Here is a 16,987-nt window from a genome sequence, read left to right on the forward strand (position 1 = left end):
GTCCCCACCGATTGCAGCACTACGGCCGTAGTGCTAGTGGAGCGCGGCCGTGACCGACGACGTGGCGCGCGGCGTTAGGGATGCGAGCCGCAGTCTGTCGAGTCTGACCAGCACAGCATGAACATTACCGCGACCGGAGGTGCCGCAGGCGAGGCTCCGCAAGACGCTGCGCTCGGCCATGCGCGCGGCCCGCTCTACAAGCTCGTCATCGGCGCGATCGGGATCGTCTATGGCGATATCGGCACCTCGCCGATCTACGCCTTCCGCGAGACCTTCGCCGGCCATCACGAGCTCAAGGTCGACCAGCTCCACATCTTCGGCGTCCTCAGCCTGATGTTCTGGTCGATGATGATCATCGTGACGCTGAAATATGTGACGATCATCATGCGCGCCGACAACAAGGGCGAGGGCGGCAGCCTTGCCCTCCTCGCGCTGATCAACCGAACCCTCAGCGGCAAGAAGAAATGGACCAGCGGGATCGTCCTGCTCGGCGTTTTCGCGACCGCGCTTTTCTACGGCGATTCGATGATCACGCCGGCGGTCTCGGTCCTGTCCGCCGTCGAAGGGCTGACCACGGTCAACCCGGGCCTTCAGCCGTTCGTGGTTCCAATCGCGGTGGTGATCCTGATCGGGCTGTTCGCGATCCAGTCGCGCGGCACGGCGCGGGTCGGGCTGATGTTCGGGCCGGTGATGGTGTTCTACTTCGTCACGCTGGCCGTGCTCGGGATCCTGCACATCATGGATCATCCCGCGATCATCCTGGCGATGCTCAATCCGCTGAACGCGGTCTATTTCTTCACCTCCGATTTCATGCGCGCCTTCGTCGCCATGGGCTCGGTCGTCCTCGCCGTGACCGGAGCCGAGGCGCTTTACGCCGACATGGGCCATTTCGGCCGCAAGCCGATCCGCATTTCGTGGATCTACTTTGTGCTGCCCGCGCTCCTTCTGAATTATCTCGGGCAAGGCGCGATGCTCCTCTCGGCCGACAGCGCCACTGCGCTCCTCCAGGTCAAGGATCCGTTCTTCTACCTTGCCTCCGATGCGTTCCGGCTGCCCCTGGTATTGTTGGCGACCGCGGCGGCGATCATCGCCAGCCAGGCGGTGATCTCCGGCGCCTATTCGGTCACCCAGCAGGCGATCCAGCTCGGCTTCATCCCGCGCCTTAGGATCGCGCACACCAGCGAGAGCGCCGCCGGGCAGATCTACATTCCGTCGGTCAACTGGGCGCTGATGGTCATGGTGATCCTCCTCGTGATCACCTTCCGCAGCTCGTCGAACCTCGCCGCCGCCTATGGCATTGCGGTGACCGGCGCGATGCTGATTGACAGCGTCCTCATCTCGGTCGTCCTGCGGCAGATGTGGAACTGGAACCGATTCGTCGTCGGCGCGCTGGTCACGCTCTTCTTCGTGGTCGATTTCAGCTACCTCTCGGCGAACCTCCTGAAGATCCCAGCCGGCGGCTGGTTCCCGCTGCTGGTGGGCGCCATCGCGTTCACACTGCTGACCACCTGGGCCAAGGGGCGCCAGCTGATGATCAACCGCATGAACGAAGCCAGCCTGCCGATGGAGATCTTCATCAAGTCGGCGGCGCCGAGCGCGGCGCGCGTTCCCGGCACCGCGGTGTTCATGACCAGCTCGGCGACCGGCGTCCCTCATGCGCTGCTCCACAACCTCAAGCACAACAAGGTGCTGCACGAGCGCGTGATCCTGCTCACGGTCCGGATCGAGGACGTGCCCTATGTCGCCACGGAAAAGCGGCTCGAGACGAAAGACTATGGCTCGGGCTTCTTCCGGGTGCTGCTGCGCTATGGCTTCATGGAGGAAATCGACGTTCCTGCTTCGCTCGCGCAGCTCAAGGACATCGGGTCGCAGTGCAAGATGATGGACACCAGCTTCTTCCTAGCCCGCCAGACCCTGCTCGCCTCGTCGCGGCCGGGAATGGCGATCTGGCGCGAGAAATTGTTCGCGTGGATGCTGCGCAACGCCGAAAGCGCGATGGAATTCTTCAAGCTTCCGACCAATCGTGTGGTCGAGCTTGGCAGCCAGGTCGAAATCTGAACCATCGCGCCGGCCCGCGCATTTCCGGGGCCATGGCTGACCTCATTTCCTGGATCGCGACGGTCGCGACCATCACCGCGGCATTCATGACCGCCGCAAACCTCGGCGCTCGGATCACCGGTTTCGGTTTTGCCGTGTTCCTCGTTGGTTCCCTTTCCTGGCTGGCGACAGGATTGCTGACGGGTCAACCGGCCCTGACCTGGACCAACGCCGTCCTCACCGCGCTGAACATTTTCGGCGTGTGGCGCTGGCTCGGTCGCCAGGCCAGCGTCGAGGAAGGCGGACGCGCCGCTGCCGAAGCGAGCGCGGAAACGCCGGGCGAAGCGCTGTTCCCGGTTTCCCAACTCGGCCGGGCCGAAGTAGTCGGCGCGGAGGGCTCGCTCGGCCGTTGCATCGATGCGCTGGCGGGCTGCCGTAGCGGCAGGATCGCCTATGTCGTGGTGTCCGAAGGCGGCGTTGCCGGAGTGGGGGAGACCCTGCGCCGATTGCCCTGGTCCCAGGCGCATGTCGAAGGAGATGAGCTGGTGGCCGAGCTTGGCCGGGATGGGTTCGTCAACCTCCAAGAGCTGCAACGCGACCAGTGGCCGGCGCGCTGATCGTCACTGCCGAGCTCGGCGCCGTGTCCTTCGGTTGGCTCGAAGGCTTGCGCCGCAAACATTATCCGCCGGAGCGAAACCGGGTGCCGGCACATCTCACCATGTTCCATGCGCTGCCGCCGTCCGCCGAAACCGAGCTCCGGACGCGTCTGGCCGAGGCGGCGAGGGGTCCGCGGCCGACCGCGAGCGTCGCCGGGTTGATGGACCTAGGTGGGGGAGTCGCCTTTCGAATCGTCTCGCCGGACCTCGACCGGATCCGGGAGGACCTGGCCGACGCGCTTCACGGCATGATTGAACCACAGGATAGCGTGGGCTGGCGACCGCATGTCACGATCCAGAACAAAGTTGCGCCCAAGGTTGGTCGGGCGCTGTTGGCAGCGCTCGACCGGGACTTCGCCCCGTGTCCGCTGGAGATTCGCGGCCTTGGACTGCAGCGCTACCTCGATGGCCCGTGGGAGACGATCGGGACTTATCCGTTCCGCGGCTAGCTGAGGTCGCCGATCCCGTCGCAGCTGAGGTCGAAGGCCGCCAGTCCGGTTTCGAGCACCGAAGCAAGCATCGGCTGCTCCATCAGCTCGTCGATCGCGCCTGCGGTGCCCTCGCCGACGAGGGACTGCGCCTCTTCGAACGCTTCGTCCCAATCGCCGGCTTCGTAGGTGCCCTGGCCGACCCACGCGAAGGCCAGCACTTCGGCGAGCTGATCCTCGCCGAGGTCCTCGAACGCCGCCTTGAGCTCCTCCTCGACGCTGTCGTTGATCGTGTCGTCGAGAACCGAAAGGGGGCCTGCGTCCTCGTCGTCGACATTGTCGGCGGTCTCGTTGCCGTCATAATCGGTCGCGGTCTGGGCTTCGTACTCGCGTGCCCGAAGGATGATTCGGCACAAGGTGTCGAGCGGGGTCAGCGGGTCCATTCTTTCCTCTCTGCTGTCCGGCTCAACGAGAGCAAAGGTAAGCGGTTCCTCCCGCGTTGACCGGTCAGCCCACCCCACTTATATCGCGCGCCTCCGGCGCCTGCGATGGGGCGCAATCACGGCCTTTGGGGCGGAGTAGCTCAGCTGGTTAGAGCAGCGGAATCATAATCCGCGTGTCGGGGGTTCAAGTCCCTCCTCCGCTACCATTCAAAAATCTGTTATATTCCCGTTAACCTTGGCGTTGCGAGTCGTCGGGGATGGCGGCCCGAAGCCGTCGCGTGGTTGATCTCAGCTTCGAGGAGGGGACCCTCCATGGACGTTGACGAAGCCGCGATTGTGCGGGGCGAGCGCAGTGCGGAGGTAGAACCGGAACTGTTGTCCGCCGAGTGGTGGCAGGAACGCACCACCGTCGAGCTGCGCGATATCATCAAACGCGGCTTCAGTCTGGGACCGACCTATGACGGCGCGGTCGCCGAGACGGAGCGCCGCGCGCGGGAGGCGCTGCGGCGGATCCGCGATCAGAATGACTCCACCGCGCGGCGAAATGCGAAGCTGCGGCTGATCGTGCTCGGCGTCGTTCTCGTGATTGTGCTGGTGATCGGCCTGGTGGAGTGGCTGACTGGCTAGGCCCATCAGCCGCGGGCAATCCACTCAAATGCCTGCGACAAATCCGCAATGAGGTCGTCGGGATCTTCGAGGCCGACGTGCAGCCGCACGAGATTGGCAGCGGGCGGCTTGGAAACGGTGCGGATCGGGTCGACCGGCAGCGCGAGGCTTTCATAGCCGCCCCAACTAAAGCCGATACCGAACAGCTCGAGCCGATCGACCAGCGCCGAGCGGTCGCCGTTTAGAAGCTCGAAGGCAAACAAGCCCGACGACCCTTTGAAGTCGCGCTTCCAAAGCTCGTGACCGGGGCAGTCGGGAAGGGCGGGATGGAGGATCAGCCCGACCTCCGAGCGCCCCTTGAGCCACTGTACAAGCTTGAGCGCGCCTTCTTCGTGCGCCTTCAGCCGGACGGCCATGGTCCGCAACCCGCGCGACGCGAGCCAGGCGTCGTCCGCCGACACGCTATGGCCAAGGTCCCAGCTAAGGGTCTGGAGGTCGGCAAAATATTGCTCGGTCGCGGTTGCCGTCCCGAGCATCAGATCGGCATGCCCGCCGACATATTTGGTTGCGGCGAGGATCGAGATGTCGACGCCGGCGGCAAGCGCCGGGAACAGCAGGGGCGTTGCCCAGGTATTGTCGATGAGGGTTACGAGACCGCGTTCGCGGGCAATGCCGCAGATCGCCGGCACATCCTGGACCTCCATCGTCAGCGAGCCCGGGCTCTCGATCAGGATCGCCCGCGTGTCGTCGCCGATGAGCTCGGCGATTCCGGCACCGATGAGCGGATCGTAATAGCGCGTCGTGACGCCGTAGCGTTTGAGGAAAGTGCCGCAGAACTTGCGGGTCGGGCCATAGACGGCGTCGGTGACCAGCAGCTCGTCGCCGGGCTTCAGGACCGCGAGGATGGCCGTGGTGATCGCTGCCAGCCCGGAGGGATAGAGCGCGGTGCCGGCAGCGCCAGGCTCGAGCTGGGTGAGCGCTTCCGACAAGGCCCAATGGGTCGCGGTGCCCTGCAGGCCGTAATGATAATTGCCGAGCGCGGGCCGATCCGCCTCGAGCTCGCCGACGCTGTCGAACAGGATCGTCGACGCCCGCTCGACCGGCGGATTGACCAGCCGCCGCCGCCATTCCTCGCGGCGGCCGCCTTCGACCAGCCGGGTGCGCGGCCGTTGGTGCTTATCGCTCATCTTCGGCTCCGGACGCGGCGACTAGCTCACGCCAGCGCCGAGTCTGAAGATTGGTCTAGCGACCCCGACGCGGGAACAGGCCGATGAGGCCGAGCAGTCCGAGCACGCCCCACGGGAACCCGCCGCCCCTTTTCTCGGGCGCTGGCTCGGTGGCCGCCATGTCGTTCGCGACCGGCTCCGCTGGTGCAACAGCGACGTCGTTGGTCGCGACCGGTGCCGCGGCATTCGCATCGACGGCAACTGGCGCGGTCGCATTGACATCGACGGCAGCCGTGTTGTTGGCGTCCTGGGCAAGAGCGGGCGTGGAAGCGGCGAGCGCCGCCGCAAGGATCAACGGAACAGTCATCCGCATGGCTTTTTCCTCCTGTTTGAATGGCATTCGTAAGGCGAGCTTAGACCGGATCGTCGGTGTAGCCGTCATTGTCGCTTTCGCGCCAAAGGCCGCGAAGGCCGAGCAGGCCGACCAATCCAATGATGTTCCACAAGATGTTGCCATCACCGCCCGAGCGTTCGCGCTCCTGCGTTTCGGTCGGCACGCCGCCGGCTTGCCCCTGCGCTGCAGCCGGCGCGCTGACGAAGCACGCTGCAACGCACGCGGCGATCATCCATCGACTGCGCATTCCTACCTCCTGTTCGAAGCCCCAAGACTCGGCTGGCACGCAACCGGGGCCCTGATGCCCTGTTGCGACGCCTAGCGCCAGTGACCGATTAGCTTGAGGGGAGCGGAATGCAAACGGCGAACGTCTATTCTTCCAGACGCCACGTGATTGGAGGTGTCACCACGATATCGGTCATTGGATCGCCCTGGCTGTCGCGTGCCGGCTTGAAGCGTGCACGATTTTTCAGAATGCGGCAGGTCGCTTCGTCGAGTGAGCGGGACCCGGTTTTGCGGATCAGCACGCAGTCCGTGACTCGCCCCGCCGTATCGACCGTCAACTTGGCCTGCGCCGTGCCTTGCTCGCCTTTGCTCTGCGCTTCGGCGGGATAATCGTCGGCGCTGAAGATTTGCCGCGGGTCGCTTATCTTCGGGGGCGGCGGAGCCGCTGACGGCGGAATGCGATCGGTGTCCGGAGCGATATCCTGGATCCGGGCTTGCTGGATTCCCCACAGCGCGATCGCAATGACGGCTGCCGCAAGAAGGTAGGGCGCGCTGCTTGGCGGTGGCTGGACCGGCGAGCGCGGATCGGGATTGTTTCGGGCTGGGTCCGGCTGCACGCGTCGAGGTCTAGGGTTGCGACCTCCAAAAGCAAACGCCCGGATCGACCAGCGATCCGGGCGCCCTGCGTGACGATTGCTCGTCAGCCCCCTTGGATGTGTCGCGGCGAAACGTCCCCAGTCGGTCAGCCGCTTGTCCGAACCACGACCCAAGGTCAGTTCGTTCGGATGGCTGGGACTAGGCTGGGCCGGCGGGCGTTGTCACGGCCTGAATCGCAGATGAACGCATTTCTGCCGTGGCCTGTGTCGCATGAGCAACATGAGGCGGCGCGGTTGCCAGCGGCGAGGCTCGCCCGCTAGAGCGCTGCCCCATGCGCTGGTCCCGAGCTTTCCTTCCAGTTCTCAAAGAGAGTCCCGCCGACGCCCAGATCGTCAGCCACAAGCTGATGCTCCGCGCCGGGCTCGTGCGCCAGACGGCTGCCGGCATCTACGCCTGGCTGCCGCTCGGCTTTCGCGTGCTCCAGAAGATCGAGCAGATCGTGCGCGAGGAGCAGGACCGCGCCGGCGCCCAGGAAATGCTGATGCCGACGATCCAGTCGGCCGACCTGTGGCGCGAGAGCGGCCGCTACGACGCTTATGGCCCGGAGATGCTGCGTATCCGCGACCGGCACGACCGCGAGATGCTCTACGGGCCGACCAACGAGGACATGATCACGGCGCTCTTCCGCGATGAGGTAAAGAGCTACCGCGACCTGCCGCGCATGCTCTACCACATCCAGTGGAAGTTCCGCGACGAGGTCCGCCCCCGCTTCGGAGTGATGCGCGGCCGCGAGTTCCTAATGAAGGACGCCTACAGCTTCGACCTCGACGAGGCCGGCGCGCGCCTCTCGTATTACAAGCAGATGCTTGCCTATCTGCGCACCTTCCAGCGGCTTGGCATTCAGGCGGTGCCGATGAAAGCGGCATCGGGGCCGATCGGTGGCGACCTCAGCCATGAATTCATCGTCCTCGCGCCGACCGGCGAGAGCGAGGTCTTCTACGATGCCGCCTACGATGAGTTCGACTGGCACCAAGCGGACCTGAGCTATGGCGACGAGGCTGGCCTTCGGGGGCTCTTCGAGCGCGTGAATTCGACCTATGCCGCAACCGACGAGACCCACGACGAGGCGCGCTGGAGCGAGGTCGGCGAGGACCGGCGGCGCACCGGCCGCGGCATCGAGGTCGGGCACATTTTCTACTTCGGCGACAAATATTCGGCCGCGATGGGGCTGAAGGTCTCGGCCCCCGATGGGAGCGTCGCGACGCCGATGATGGGCAGCTATGGCGTCGGCGTGTCGCGCCTCGTCGGCGCGGTCATCGAGGCCAGCCATGACGACGCCGGCATCGTCTGGCCGGAATCGGTTGCCCCGTGGCTCATCGGTCTCGTCAACATGCGTCACGACGATCCCGCGTGCCTCGCCGTCGCCGAGGATCTCTATACAAAGCTTCAGCGGTTCGGCGATGTCGCGCTCTATGACGACCGCGACGAGCGCGGCGGAGTCAAGCTCGGCTCCATGGATGTGATTGGCCTGCCGTGGCAGTTCATCATTGGTCCGAAGTCGGTCGCCGAGGGGATGATCGAAAGCAAGAACCGGCGAAGCGGCCAGCGCGAGCTCATCCCGGTCGACCGCGCGGTGGAAGTGGTCGCGGCCATGCTGCCGAAGCTCGGGACTACGACGAACTCGGCGGATCCGAGCCTATGATCCTCGACCGCTATGAGCGGATGATCGCCCGGCGCTATCTTCTTCCGAGCAAGGGCGAGGGGTTCATTTTCGTCGTCGCCGGCTTCAGCGTGACTGCGGTTGCCCTAGGGGTCGCCGCGCTAATCATCGTGATGAGCGTGATGAACGGATTTCGCGCCGAGCTGTTCGACAAGATCGTCGGCCTCAACGGCCATGCCGTCGTCACTGGCTATGACGGGCGCCTCGGCAATTGGCAGCAGATCGCCGACCAGGCCAAGGCAACCCCCGGCGTGACGTCCGCGCTGCCGTTGATCGAGCAGCCGCTGATGGCCTCGGCCAACGGTCGCGTCGAAGGAGTGCTGGTGCGCGGCATGCGCATGTCCGACATCCTCGCCAACAAGACGATCACCTCCAACGTCGTCGCCGGCGATCTGAAGTCGATCGTTCCCGGGAGCGGGCGGGTGGCAATCGGCTCACGGCTCGCCGAAGCGCTCGGCGCATTCCCCGGCAGCGAGATCAGCCTGATCAGTCCGGAAGGGCGCTCGACGGTGGTCGGCACGGTCCCTCGCATCGTCTCCTATACCGTGGGCGCGATCTTCGAGGTCGGTATCTATGATTACGACAAAGCGTTCGTCGTCATGCCGATGGAGCAGGCGCAGGAGCTGCTGATGCTCGGCGACCAGGTCGGGATGGTCGAGATCCAGACCGTCGATCCCGACAAGGTCCAGCAGATCGTCGCCCCGCTTCAGCCAGTGGTGCGCGGCCGCGGCATCATCACCGACTGGCGGCAGATGAACGCGGCGCTGTTCCAGGCGCTCGAGGTCGAGCGCGTGGCGATGTTCGTCGTGCTGTGCATCATCATTCTCGTCGCCGCGTTCAACATCGCATCCTCGCTCATCATGATGGTGCGCGCGAAGACGCGGGACATTGCGATCCTGAGAACAATGGGCGCGAGCCGACGCGGAGTCCGCAGGATTTTCATGACGGTCGGCCTGACCATCGGGATCGTCGGGATCGCCGCGGGCGCGCTGCTCGGCGCCGTCTTCCTGTTCTTCCGGCAGGGCGTCGTCAACGCGATCCAGTTCATCACCGGCCAGAATTTGTGGGACCCGTCGGTCCGGTTCCTGACGGACCTTCCGTCCAAGACCGATCCGTTCGAAGTGACGGCGATCGTCGGTGTCGCTTTGCTGCTGTCGTTCCTCGCCACCTACTTTCCGGCGCGGCGGGCGGCGAGCACCGACCCGGTTCAGGTGCTGCGCTATGAGTGAGGAGTCTTCGTCGCGGCTCCGCGGGGACGCGACGCCGGTCCTCGTCACGCGGGACCTCAAGCGCAGCTTCACTCAGGGCGGCGTAACGATCGAAGTACTGCGCGGAGTCGATTTCGCGATCGCGCCGGGCGAGATCGTCGCGTTGCTTGGCCCGTCGGGGTCGGGCAAGTCGACCTTGCTCCAGGCCGTCGGCCTGCTCGAAGGGGGCTTCGAGGGCTCCATCCGGCTGCAGGGGGAGGAGGCGTCGGAGCTCGACGACGATGGCCGCACCCGGCTGCGGCGCGACCTGCTTGGGTTTGTTTATCAGTTCCACCACCTGCTTCCGGAATTCACCGCGATGGAGAATGTGGTCCTCCCCCAGCTGGTGCATGGGGCCCAACCCGGAGCCGCGCGCGAGCGTGCGGAGCAATTGCTGGGCACGCTCGGCCTCGCTCAGCGGCTCGATCATCGCCCATCCAAGCTGTCCGGCGGCGAGCAGCAGCGGGTCGCCGTCGCGCGTGCCCTCGCCAACCGCCCTCCACTGGTGCTGGCCGATGAACCGACCGGCAACCTCGACGAGCATACCGCCGATGCAGTGTTCGCCGAATTCCTGAAGCTGGTGCGGGGAGAAGGCACCGCGGCCCTGGTGGCGACCCACAACGAACGGCTGGCGAGCAGGATGGATCGGGTCGTTCGCCTCCATGAGGGCCGGCTCGAATAGTGGAGCCGCAGCGGCCCAGAGACGTTCAGCGGGCGATGCGAAAGCTCAATCCCACGCTGATCGCGCTCATCGGCGGAATTGTCATTGTCCTGTTGCTCGTCGCCTACTTCGCCACCAATCGAAACGCCGACCAGGACAAGCTCACCGGCAACGAGCTGGGCCAGACGATCGCGCCGGCCCAGCCCGGCAGGGAATGCGCCTCGTCGGCGACCTATAATTTGATCAAGAAGGAACTCTTCCTCAGCGCCGCGCAACACCGCGGCAGCGATCAGGCAACCTTCGAGGAAGTCGCCGGCTTTGCCGTGGTGCGGATGGACAATGCGGTGATGGAAAGCGAGGACGAGAGCAGCGGCACGATCGATTGTTCTGGCCTGCTGTCGCTCGATCTTCCGCCGGGGATCGCACTCGCGGACGGTCGCCGGAACCTGATGAGCAACATCGATTACAGCATCCAGCCGAACGGCGCCGTGGTGTTGCGCAACGCGAACGCGCTGATCGGTCCGCTGACGACGCTGACGCGTGTCGCCGAGCCCCAGCAGCCGGCAGCCGGCGCCGAGATGAACGGGACCGCGCCGACGGAGGAGAACACCGCCGCGTCCGTGTCGGCCAATGTTCAGCCCGGCCCGGCGTCGAGCTATCCGGGGCGGCCGAGCTTTGACTGCGCCAGCGCCCGGAGCCAAAGCGAGATCACGGTCTGCTCCGACGCCGGCCTGTCGGCGCTCGACGTCAACATGGCCACGCAATACCGGCGCGCGCTTGCCACCGCGACGCCCGAGCAGCGAGCGCTCTTGCAAAGAACCCGCGACCGTTTCCTCGGGTATCGCGAGCGCTGCGCGAACCGGCAGTGCATCGGCGATGCCTATGTCGGGCGCATGCGCGAAATCCGCGACATCATGGCGGGCCGGCTGTAAGTGGCCCGGTAGTCGCCGTTCGAATTGGCTATTGCGGAATAACCGAGACGATGGTCCCTCTCCAGCGAGAGGAGCGGCGTATGAGACTTCGCACTGGCTTGGTTGTACTGAACGCGCTGGTCATGGCCTCGACGGCCTCTGCTCAGACGCCGCCCGCAGCTCCGCCCGGTCCGCCGCCACCGGCCTGCACCGCGCCCGAGCACCGGCAATTCGATTTTTGGGTTGGCTACTGGGACGTCTATCCGACCGGCAGGGAGAAGCTCGTCGCGCACAGCCTGATCGAGAAGCTCTACGCGGGCTGCACGGTCAGGGAGAACTGGATGCCGCTCAACAACAGCAACGGCGGCAGCCTCAATATGTATGATGCGGCCGACAAGAAGTGGCACCAGCTGTGGCAGGACAGCCAGAATGGCCGGGTCGCGTTCGATGGCGCCTTTGGCGACGGCAAGATGGTCCTGGTCGGCAATTGGCAGGGCGCCAACGGTCCCGGTCAGGATGCGCTGACGCGGATGACCTACAGCAGCAATGCCGACGGGTCGGTCCGCCAGTTCGGCGAACAGTCGACCGACCACGGCAAGACCTGGGCTCCAGCCTTCGATTTCACCTACCGGAAGAGCGCGTCGGCACCCTCGAAGTAATTGTGGAAAAAGGCGCTCCAAGCGCTTTCATCGCCAGCTAAAAACCCCATAGTGAGGAGGTGAATTCTCCTTACGTCCCGCTGCGCGTCTTTTCGTCCTTCACCATGCTCGAAGGGGCGATGGAGCCCAAGACCATCGCGGCGCGCGCGGCAACGCTCGGCTTTCCCGCGGTCGCCCTGACCGACCGCAACGGCCTTTACGGCGCGATGCCCTTCAGCGACGCCTGCATCGGCAAGGGCGTGCAGCCGGTCATTGGCGCGATGCTCGGCGTCGCGCGTCCGCCCGAGATCGGTGGCGAAGCGGGCATCGACTGGCTCGTCCTGCTCGCCAAGGACGACCTCGGCTACGCCAACCTCTGCAAGCTTGTGTCATCGGCGCATCTCGATCGCCCGGTTGAGCTGGAGCCTCATGTCCAGTTCGCCGAGCTCGAGGGATTGAGCCAGGGCCTGCTGGCCCTGACGGCGGGCGGGGAGGGGGCGATCGCGCGCCTGTTCGCCGACGGCCAGAAGGACAAGGCGCAGGCCTATTGCGAGCGGCTGCACGCGCTGTTCCCCGATCGTTTGTACGTCGAGCTCAGCCGCCGGGGCGATCCGGTCGAGGAAGCCGCCGAGGAGCTGCTGATCGAGCTAGCTTATGCGCGCGACCTGCCGCTGGTCGCGACAAACCCGGCGGCCTACGCCGATCCCAGTTATCATGCGGCGCACGATGCCATGCTGTGCATCGCCAATTCCGCCTATGTCGAAAGCGCTGACCGCATATCCTCCTCTTCGGACGCGTGGCTCAAGGACAGCGCGGGAATGGCCGAGCTGTTCGCCGATTTGCCCGAAGCGATCGCCAACACCGCCGTGATTGCCCAGCGTTGCGCGGTCGCGGCTCCGCAGCGCCGCCCGATCCTGCCGCGACTCGGCGACGACGAGGACGAGCAGCTGCGCCGCGACGCCCGTGCCGGGCTCGAGCAGCGGCTAACTGGACGCGCCCACGATAACCGCCAGGCCTATGCGGACCGCCTCGAATATGAGCTCGAGATTATCACCGGCATGGGCTTTGCCGGTTACTTCCTGATCGTCGCCGATTTCATCAAATGGGCGAAAGCGAACGATATTCCGGTCGGGCCGGGGCGCGGCTCGGGCGCCGGCTCGGTGGTCGCCTGGGCGCTGACTATCACCGACCTCGACCCGATTGCGCTGGGACTGCTGTTCGAGCGCTTCCTCAATCCCGAGCGCGTGTCGATGCCCGACTTCGACATCGACTTCTGCGAAACCCACCGCGACAAGGTCATCACCTACGTTCAGGGCAAATATGGCCGCGACCGGGTCGCCCAGATTATCACCTTCGGGCGATTGAAGGCGCGCGCTGTGCTCAAGGACACCGGGCGGGTGCTGCAAATGCCGTACGGCCAGGTCGACCGGCTGGCGAAGCTGATCCCCAACCATCCCACCGATCCATGGACGCTCGAGCGCTCATTGAATGGGGTTTCCGAGCTTGCCGCCGAATATCGCGACGACAAGGACGTGAAGCGGCTGTTCGACCTTGCCATGAAGCTTGAGGGTCTGCCCCGTCACGCCTCGACCCATGCCGCGGGCGTGGTCATCGGCGACCGCCCGCTCGATGAGCTGGTTCCGCTTTACCGCGATCCGCGCTCGGACATGCCGGTTACCCAGTTCGACATGAAATATGTCGAGGCGGCGGGGCTGGTGAAGTTCGACTTCCTCGGCTTGAAGACGCTGTCGGTGCTGAAGGAAGCGCGCCGCCTGCTGGCCGAGCAAGGCGTCGAGGTCGATTTCGACGCGCTGCCGTGGGACGATCCGGCGGTTTACGAGCTGCTTCAGCGCGGCGACGCGGTCGGCATCTTCCAGCTCGAATCCGAAGGCATGCGGCGCACGCTCGCGGCGGTTCGCCCGACCGGCTTTGGCGACATCGTTGCGCTCGTCGCCCTCTACCGGCCGGGGCCGATGGACAACATCCCGATGTTTGGCGACCGCAAGAACGGGCGCGCCGAGATTGAATATCCGCACCCGCTGCTCGAGGGGATCCTCGCCGAGACCTACGGCATCTTCGTCTACCAGGAGCAGGTGATGCAGGCGGCACAGGTGCTGGCCGGCTACAGCCTCGGCGGCGCCGACCTGCTGCGCCGGGCGATGGGCAAGAAGATCCAGTCGGAAATGGACGCCCAGCGCGCGATCTTTGTCGAGGGCTGCGCCACAACCAACCAGATTCCGGCAGCCAAGGCCAACGAGCTGTTCGACTTGATCGACAAGTTCGCCGGCTACGGCTTCAACAAGAGCCACGCCGCCGGCTACGCCCTGATCGCCTACCAGACCGCCTGGCTGAAGGCGCACCATCCGGCCGAGTTCTTCGCCGCCTCGATGAGCTTCGACATGGCGCTGACGGACAAGCTTGGGGTGTTCGTGGAAGATATGCGGCGCAGCGGGATCGAGTGTCTGGCGCCGGACATCAATGCCAGCCGCGCCCACTTCACGGTTGAGAATGGACCCGCGGGCCATGGCGTCCGCTATGCGCTCGGCGCGCTGAAGGGCGTCGGCGAGAAAGCGATGGACGCCTTGGTCGCCGAGCGCGAGCGGGGAGGGCCGTTTTCCAGCCTCGAGGATTTCGCCTCGCGGATCGACCCGCGCCTGCTCAACCGCCGCCAGCTCGAGAGCCTCGCCGGGGCGGGAGCGTTCGACGCGATCAAGCCGGACCGCGCCGCGGTTCATGGAGCGGCGGAAACGATCCTCGCCCATGCGTCGAGCGCGCACGAGCAGCGCGAAAGCGGCCAGGCCGGGCTGTTCGGGGTCAATTCGGCCGAGGCGGCGCCAATCCGCCTGCCGCGCGATGCCTCGTGGACACTCGCCCAGCGCATGGCGGCCGAGCGCGACGCCTTCGGCTTCTACTTCTCCGCCCACCCGGTCGATGCGCAGCGGCACCTGCTCGCTGCGCACAAGGTGCGGACCTTCGCCGAGCTCGCCGAGATCCGCATCGGCAACGGCGAACGGGCGGGCGCGACCATGGTCGGGCTGGCCGAGGCGGTCCGCTGGCGCGTCTCCGCCAAGGGCCGCCGCTACATGATCGCCAGCCTGTCCGACCGCTCGGGCCAGTTCGAGGCGACGGTGTTCGATGAGGAACCTGCCACCGCACTCGAAGCGGCGGCCAAGACCGGCGCCTGCGGCTTGCTCACAGTCGAGCTGGACCGCCGGGCCGGTGACGATGTCCCGCGCGTGACGATCAAGCGCTTCCAGCCGCTCGACGCGCTGGCGAAGAAGACGCGGCTGCAGATGATCGTGCGCGTCTCCGACGCCGGGATGGTCGAGCGAGTGGCGCGCGAGCTCGCCGCGGCGACGGGGGGCAACGGCATGGTTCGCCTGGTCGTGCCGATCACCGGCGGCGGCGAAGCGACGCTCGTGGCGGGCCGGGACTATGCGCTCGACGGCGAGATCGCCTCACGCATCGAGCGCATCATCGGCGAGGGCACCGTCGATTTGTCCGCGCAAGAGCCGCCGAAGCTCGCGCTGGTCGGCTAAGCCATCCAAAACCCGTCGCGGTTGACGAGGCTGGTGATGTGCGCGGTCTGCTCCTCGTCCATGTCCTGCTTGAAGCGCGGGAAGACCTCTTCTTCTTCCATGTGCGCATGTTCGGACACCAGCTGGCGGAACTCGCGAACCTTTTCGAGCCAGTTGGAGGCATCGGGGCCCATTTCATTCAGCTCGAAGATGAAGGTCTTGATGTAGCCGTGCTCGCTTTCGAGATGGTCGGCGGCGGCCGTTTCGTTGGCCTCGCGGAGCGCCGGATAGACCACCATCTCTTCCTGGTGCGCGTGCTTGTCGAGCGCGTGGGTCAGCTTCATCAGCAGCATCTTGCGCTTGAACGTCTGGGTCTCGTCGGTCGCCAGCATCTTGTCGAAAATGGCGAGCGCCATGTCGTGCTCGGCGGCGAGGATTTCGTCCCAGTCGCCCGCGGCGGCTTCCATGCTCTGCATGACGAACTTGCGGCCGAAGTTCGCGGCCACCCCGATGGCGACACCCGCGAGCGCCGCGCCGAGGACGGGAGCGGCGCCTTCGCTCCACGAAAAGGCGCTCCGGCTGCCGCCGCCACTGCGGTTTCCGTTGCTGCTGCTGCGGCTCGATGAGCTGCGATTCGACGAACGATTTTGGGTACGCGTGGCCATAACTCCTCCTTGGCTGGATTTGCCCGTTTCAACGGTTGGAGGAGGCGCGGCGTTCCGGTCGTGAGCGGGTCAAAACCACCGCTCGACGCATGGCGTCAAAGGCCGTTCGAGGGTTGCTGCGGCTCTTGCGCCGGTGGCGCCGTTTCGACCTGATTCTCAGGCACAGCAGGCTCGGTCTCCGAAAGGTTGACGGTTTCGGTGGTCGCCGGCGCCGTTTCGTCGACGTCTTCGCTCGGCGGCGGCGGCTTGGCGGTTTCATATTCCTCGCCTGGCAGTGGCCGCGGCTGCCTGGTGACCGGCGGCGGCGCCTTGTTCACCGGCGCGGTCGTGCCCTTGTAGACGCAGGCGTCGAGCCCGTCGCGGCCGACTACGCCGAGCCGTGCCGCGATGGTGTTGCCGTAGCGCCGGGTGAAGCCCTTGGGCGCGACCGCGCCGCGCTTCTTGGGTAGCGGTAGGATGGCGGCGATCCGAGCCGCCTCGGTCGCGCTCATCGCGCTCGCATCATGCCCATAATAGCGCTGTGACCCGGCATTGACGCCATAGGTCCCGATGCCGCTCTCGGCATTGTTGAGATAGACCTCCATGATCCGCCGCTTGCCCCACAGATGCTCGATCAGGAAGGTGAACCAGGCTTCGACACCCTTCCTCGCATAGCCGCCGCCGTTCCACAGGAAGGTGGTCTTGGCGGTCTGCTGGCTAATCGTCGATCCGCCGCGAATTCGCCCGCCCGAGGCATTCCGTTTCATCGCGTCTTCAATGGCTTCCAAGTCGAAGCCGTTATGCTGGCAGAACTTGCTGTCCTCGGCCGCGATGGCGGCGCGGACCATGTCGCGGTCGATCTCGCGGATCGGCATCCAGTCCTTGTGAAGGCCGCGCCCCGCGAACACGTCGCCGATCATGGTGATCGTGATCGGCGGAGGCACGAACCGGTAGATTAGGACCCACAGGATCGAAATGACGAAGAAGGCGACGACCAGCTTGACGATCCAGCCGAGGATGCGCCCCGGCAGCGAGCGCTTCCGCCGCCGCTTGTATCGCGGGATTGCTGGGCTGCGCTTCGCCATGCGCCTCGCCT

16 protein-coding genes, 1 tRNA gene and 1 pseudogene are annotated in these 16,987 nt (G+C 65.6%); 11 read left to right on the forward strand and 7 right to left on the reverse strand.

Annotation, left to right across the window (positions count from 1 at the left end):
- Positions 1 to 117 precede the first annotated feature (117 nt).
- Genes N539_RS0113015 through N539_RS17080 form a run of 3 tightly spaced genes read left to right on the forward strand, consistent with a single transcriptional unit; the run spans position 118 to position 3,142 of the window.
- Positions 118 to 2,058, forward strand: coding sequence for a potassium transporter Kup (locus N539_RS0113015; protein WP_028970616.1), 1,941 nt, complete (start codon positions 118 to 120; stop codon positions 2,056 to 2,058).
- 32 nt (positions 2,059 to 2,090) lie between these two features.
- The gene (locus tag N539_RS17075) at positions 2,091 to 2,654 is read left to right on the forward strand and encodes a hypothetical protein (RefSeq protein ID WP_051531800.1); all 564 of its coding nucleotides are present in this window, start codon (positions 2,091 to 2,093) and stop codon (positions 2,652 to 2,654) included.
- The gene (locus N539_RS17080) at positions 2,639 to 3,142 is read left to right on the forward strand and encodes a 2'-5' RNA ligase family protein (protein WP_037552783.1); all 504 of its coding nucleotides are present in this window, start codon (positions 2,639 to 2,641) and stop codon (positions 3,140 to 3,142) included. Before N539_RS17075 ends, N539_RS17080 begins: the two co-directional genes overlap by 16 nt.
- Here the strand turns inward: N539_RS17080 and N539_RS0113030 are convergent.
- A complete protein-coding gene (locus N539_RS0113030) occupies positions 3,139 to 3,564 on the reverse strand; it encodes a DUF3775 domain-containing protein (protein WP_028970618.1) in 426 nt (141 codons plus the stop codon). The two genes, N539_RS17080 and N539_RS0113030, sit on opposite strands and share 4 nt — an antisense overlap.
- A 129-nt stretch (positions 3,565 to 3,693) precedes the next feature.
- Here N539_RS0113030 and N539_RS0113035 point away from each other — a divergent pair.
- Together N539_RS0113035 and N539_RS0113040 are read left to right on the forward strand one after the other, a co-directional pair.
- Positions 3,694 to 3,770, forward strand: a tRNA-Met gene (locus N539_RS0113035).
- Positions 3,771 to 3,876: 106 nt separating this feature from the next.
- Positions 3,877 to 4,191 carry a hypothetical protein gene (locus N539_RS0113040; RefSeq protein ID WP_028970619.1) on the forward strand — a complete coding sequence of 105 codons (315 nt, stop codon included), beginning with the start codon at positions 3,877 to 3,879 and terminating at the stop codon, positions 4,189 to 4,191.
- Between the two features lie 5 nt (positions 4,192 to 4,196).
- Here N539_RS0113040 and metC read toward each other — a convergent pair whose 3' ends face one another.
- From metC to N539_RS17085, 4 genes are all read right to left on the reverse strand, one after another.
- A complete protein-coding gene (metC, locus tag N539_RS0113045; protein WP_028970620.1) occupies positions 4,197 to 5,357 on the reverse strand; it encodes a cystathionine beta-lyase in 1,161 nt (386 codons plus the stop codon).
- Positions 5,358 to 5,412: 55 nt separating this feature from the next.
- The gene (locus N539_RS0113050) at positions 5,413 to 5,709 is read right to left on the reverse strand and encodes a hypothetical protein (protein WP_028970621.1); all 297 of its coding nucleotides are present in this window, start codon (positions 5,707 to 5,709) and stop codon (positions 5,413 to 5,415) included.
- Positions 5,710 to 5,749: 40 nt separating this feature from the next.
- Positions 5,750 to 5,977: a hypothetical protein gene (locus N539_RS0113055; protein WP_156029947.1), complete on the reverse strand. Its 228-nt coding sequence runs from the start codon at positions 5,975 to 5,977 to the stop codon at positions 5,750 to 5,752.
- Positions 5,978 to 6,101: 124 nt separating this feature from the next.
- On the reverse strand, positions 6,102 to 6,572 hold the full coding sequence (locus N539_RS17085) for an energy transducer TonB (protein WP_051531801.1): 471 nt from the start codon (positions 6,570 to 6,572) through the stop codon (positions 6,102 to 6,104).
- 311 nt (positions 6,573 to 6,883) lie between these two features.
- Here N539_RS17085 and proS point away from each other — a divergent pair, with 311 nt between their 5' ends.
- From proS to dnaE, 6 genes are all read left to right on the forward strand, one after another.
- Positions 6,884 to 8,254: a proline--tRNA ligase gene (gene proS / locus N539_RS17090; RefSeq protein ID WP_051531802.1), complete on the forward strand. Its 1,371-nt coding sequence runs from the start codon at positions 6,884 to 6,886 to the stop codon at positions 8,252 to 8,254.
- The gene (locus tag N539_RS0113070) at positions 8,251 to 9,501 is read left to right on the forward strand and encodes a lipoprotein-releasing ABC transporter permease subunit (RefSeq protein ID WP_028970623.1); all 1,251 of its coding nucleotides are present in this window, start codon (positions 8,251 to 8,253) and stop codon (positions 9,499 to 9,501) included. Before proS ends, N539_RS0113070 begins: the two co-directional genes overlap by 4 nt.
- Positions 9,494 to 10,201 (forward strand): ABC transporter ATP-binding protein, encoded by a 708-nt coding sequence (locus N539_RS17095; protein WP_081774357.1) that lies wholly within the window; start codon positions 9,494 to 9,496, stop codon positions 10,199 to 10,201. Before N539_RS0113070 ends, N539_RS17095 begins: the two co-directional genes overlap by 8 nt.
- Before the next feature lie 35 nt (positions 10,202 to 10,236).
- A complete protein-coding gene (locus tag N539_RS17960; RefSeq protein WP_156029949.1) occupies positions 10,237 to 11,112 on the forward strand; it encodes a lysozyme inhibitor LprI family protein in 876 nt (291 codons plus the stop codon).
- Between the two features lie 80 nt (positions 11,113 to 11,192).
- Positions 11,193 to 11,750 carry a hypothetical protein gene (locus tag N539_RS0113085; RefSeq protein WP_051531803.1) on the forward strand — a complete coding sequence of 186 codons (558 nt, stop codon included), beginning with the start codon at positions 11,193 to 11,195 and terminating at the stop codon, positions 11,748 to 11,750.
- Between the two features lie 59 nt (positions 11,751 to 11,809).
- On the forward strand, positions 11,810 to 15,268 hold the full coding sequence (gene dnaE, locus N539_RS0113090; RefSeq protein ID WP_037552786.1) for a DNA polymerase III subunit alpha: 3,459 nt from the start codon (positions 11,810 to 11,812) through the stop codon (positions 15,266 to 15,268).
- On the opposite strand, the gene N539_RS0113095 is transcribed toward dnaE, so the two are convergent.
- Positions 15,265 to 15,912 carry a hemerythrin domain-containing protein gene (locus tag N539_RS0113095; RefSeq protein WP_028970627.1) on the reverse strand — a complete coding sequence of 216 codons (648 nt, stop codon included), beginning with the start codon at positions 15,910 to 15,912 and terminating at the stop codon, positions 15,265 to 15,267. The two genes, dnaE and N539_RS0113095, sit on opposite strands and share 4 nt — an antisense overlap.
- A gap of 338 nt (positions 15,913 to 16,250) precedes the next feature.
- A pseudogene (gene mtgA, locus N539_RS17105) lies at positions 16,251 to 16,976 on the reverse strand (monofunctional biosynthetic peptidoglycan transglycosylase); the annotation flags it as partial.
- Between the last annotated feature and the right edge of the window lie 11 nt (positions 16,977 to 16,987).

This window comes from Sphingomonas sp. URHD0057, assembly GCF_000620665.1.
Classification (GTDB): domain Bacteria; phylum Pseudomonadota; class Alphaproteobacteria; order Sphingomonadales; family Sphingomonadaceae; genus Sphingomicrobium.